The organism is Bartonella sp. AP3QHHD (genome assembly GCF_042195765.1).
Taxonomy (GTDB): domain Bacteria; phylum Pseudomonadota; class Alphaproteobacteria; order Rhizobiales; family Rhizobiaceae; genus Bartonella.
This window is the reverse complement of record NZ_JBHIPC010000101.1, coordinates 1-2,590: the sequence shown is the minus strand read 5'-3', so window position 1 is coordinate 2,590 and position 2,590 is coordinate 1. Positions and strand designations below refer to the sequence as shown.

The 2,590-nt window shown below is 40.1% G+C and carries 3 protein-coding genes and 1 pseudogene; 2 read left to right on the top strand and 2 right to left on the bottom strand.

Annotation, left to right across the window (positions count from 1 at the left end; translation table 11 throughout):
* Together ACFIL7_RS08590 and ACFIL7_RS08585 are read left to right on the top strand one after the other, a co-directional pair.
* A partial coding sequence (locus ACFIL7_RS08590) for a filamentous hemagglutinin (RefSeq protein WP_375683521.1) occupies positions 1-1,036 on the top strand: 1,036 nt, incomplete at its 5' end.
* Positions 1,033-1,437, top strand: a complete 405-nt coding sequence (locus ACFIL7_RS08585; RefSeq protein ID WP_375612686.1) for a hypothetical protein — start codon at positions 1,033-1,035, stop codon at positions 1,435-1,437. The genes ACFIL7_RS08590 and ACFIL7_RS08585, both read left to right, overlap by 4 nt.
* A 517-nt stretch (positions 1,438-1,954) precedes the next feature.
* Here ACFIL7_RS08585 and ACFIL7_RS08580 read toward each other — a convergent pair.
* Together ACFIL7_RS08580 and ACFIL7_RS08575 are read right to left on the bottom strand one after the other, a co-directional pair.
* Positions 1,955-2,155: an AlpA family transcriptional regulator gene (locus ACFIL7_RS08580; protein WP_015856172.1), complete on the bottom strand. Its 201-nt coding sequence runs from the start codon at positions 2,153-2,155 to the stop codon at positions 1,955-1,957.
* A 197-nt stretch (positions 2,156-2,352) separates the two neighbouring features.
* Positions 2,353-2,590 (bottom strand): annotated as a pseudogene (locus tag ACFIL7_RS08575) (integrase); the annotation flags it as partial.

The window sequence follows — 2,590 nt, the reverse complement described above, 5'->3', positions numbered from 1 at the left end:
CACTATCGTCATTACTGATGAAGCAGGGCAGAAGGCGTTGACAGGACAAGATGTTGAGCAAGCCATAGCCTCCCTTAATCGGGATACTGCTAGCGCCCATAAGGGTGTACAACAGCTCGATGTAGGCAAGCTGGAACAAATCGTCCATGAAAACCGTGAAATGGTAACGCAACTCTTAGAAGAGGGGTTTAAATACAGCGATGATTCCTATAAAACCATGTTTATTAAAGAGCACCCCATTGCCGTGGTCGACCGTGATGAAAAGGGTAATATAATCTATGAAATAGATGCAAATGGACAGTATATCACAGACGCTCGTGGACAACCAATACCTCACGCACATTATTTAACGGATGAAGAAAAGCAGCATTTACAAGAGGGTGCTGATGGCAAGGTGCATGTGTCCTTTAATGGCATCTTTACTCCACCAGAGGAAGCCGCTGTTTATGCGGTTCAACATGCGAAGGATAAAAATGCACCGCTTTATTTTGTTGTGTTCCCTCAAGCCGATTCTGCTATCTCAGAACTTTTGGTCGCGGGCTATCAGAAGTTTATGGAAAATAACTTTTGGGGTTTGACCAATTCAACACAAGAAGCAAAAGATTTGGTGTATAGCCATGGTATTACAGGGTTAGAACTTTATGGACATAGCCGTGGTACCATGACATTGGGAAATATGCTGTATTCTTTCAAACAAGAAGGTGTGCACGGTATAGCCGACAACACGAATATCAATTTCTATGGACCAGCCTTTAATGTTTTAGTTGCATCCGGTCTGTTAGGTTATGTGAGTGATGGCAAACAAACCACTATTGGTTTTGATGGGCATAGATATGACTTTGTAAGCCGATGGATTGGCGGCAATGGCTATACTTATGAGACAATACCTGCTGGCAGTAACTGGTGGAAAGAAACATGGAATATGTTCAAAAATCCTTATAATCCTCATACTTGCCTTGGAGATGCGGGTCCAAAATGTCGAGATATATATGGACTTTCCCATCGAGTACAATTCCCTTTAAGGAGGAAAAAATGAAACAAACTTTAAAATTATTAAGCGCTGTAACTTTGTTAAGTATAGCTGGATGTCAGTTTAATAAACCTCCTGCAGGATACTTCACGGTGTGGGAGAAATCAGGAGCAGATCGGCTTGAGGTAAAAAAAGCACTTTTAGAATGTGGAATGCCAGCTCCTTATGATGTATTTCCAGAAAACAGAAATTTAAGCAACAATGCATGGGCAACCATAGAAGCTTGTATGATTCAAGCTGGTTTCCATGATAAATATGATAGGGGGGGGGGCTGGTGTGGAAATCATAAAGCCGAAAACTTGCCCATTTGTCGTCCAGGTGCTGTTGTTCCACAGCGCAGTGTCAAGAAGCGCTTAAATAGCCCGTTTTGTAAAAAACATCCAGAACAATATGAATGCTATCCTTAAGTCTTGCTTGTGATGATCAACAATCCGCCATCCTTGCCTTCTCTTGGAATGGCGGGACTGTTCCCTCAATCCAACATTTCAATATTGTTCACCGTTGTTTTAATGAAGCGGTGACAGGAAATATCAACAGGCTTATGAGCTTTTTTATTGTAAATAAATCCATTGAAAGAGGGGAATAATGAAGAAAATCTTAAAACTATTGAGTTGTATAGCTCTGTTAAGTATCACTGGATGTGTTAACTCAATTCCCTCACTTTCTCCAGCATTATGGAGAAATAAAATACTTTTAGAATGTGGAGTACCGGACCTTAATAAGGTTGTGGCGCTAGATTTGAATCAATTTGCCAGTATTGAAATGTGTATGGCGCAATCAGGTTTTCGCCCTAGCTTTACAATACAAGATTGGTGTNAACCTTAAGTCTTGCTTCAGCAGAGAAAGCCTTGAATTTACACCAAATAAAGCACCAGGTTGATGAGCTTGAGAAAGCCTTGTCCATCCTTACGTGACAAGGTTTTTTTATGCCGCGTCGTTATAACGTTGCTGTTTTGCTTGCTCGATGACATTCAAAAGATCTGATTGTAACCAACGGGATAAAAAGCCAAATTTTAAAGGTTTTGGGAGAGAGCCATTGGTTACATGACGGCGGAATGTTGAAACACTCATATGAAGCAATTTTGCACTTTCACGGTCAGTTAAAAGAATATCATTTTCTGTCATTCTAAAATCCTTTCACTATAAAAACAAAAACAAATCATAATCATTTATTAACCACATTTTGGTTCATTTAGAAAGATGTTTTATTCATAGAAAACAATATTTTATTATACAATTTCTAATGTGATAATTTATGAGTCTTATTGAGAGAGAAGAGAGCTAAAGTTATCCACAGATAATGGGGTTATTCACCCCATATTTTAGGTTTGACCCGTGACATAAGCCGCCCATTTATCCATATAGACACGGCGCTGTTCTAGATAGTCAGTGCGACGATAGGAGCGCTCTACTTGTCCTCCTACTGTATGACTTAGAATAGTTTCAGCGACCTCATAGGGGGCATCGGTTGTTTCTGCTAGCCAATCGCGTAAACTAGAGCGAAAACCATGCGGGCAGGCTTCAAGTTTATTGTCTCTCATATATTGAGCCATACACTTC

Excerpts from the sequence above, each read along its gene's own strand:
- ACFIL7_RS08580 (WP_015856172.1), bottom strand. The coding sequence starts at position 2,155 with ATGACAGAAAATGATATTCTTTTAACTGACCGTGAAAGTGCAAAATTG.
- ACFIL7_RS08585 (WP_375612686.1), top strand. The coding sequence starts at position 1,033 with ATGAAACAAACTTTAAAATTATTAAGCGCTGTAACTTTGTTAAGTATA.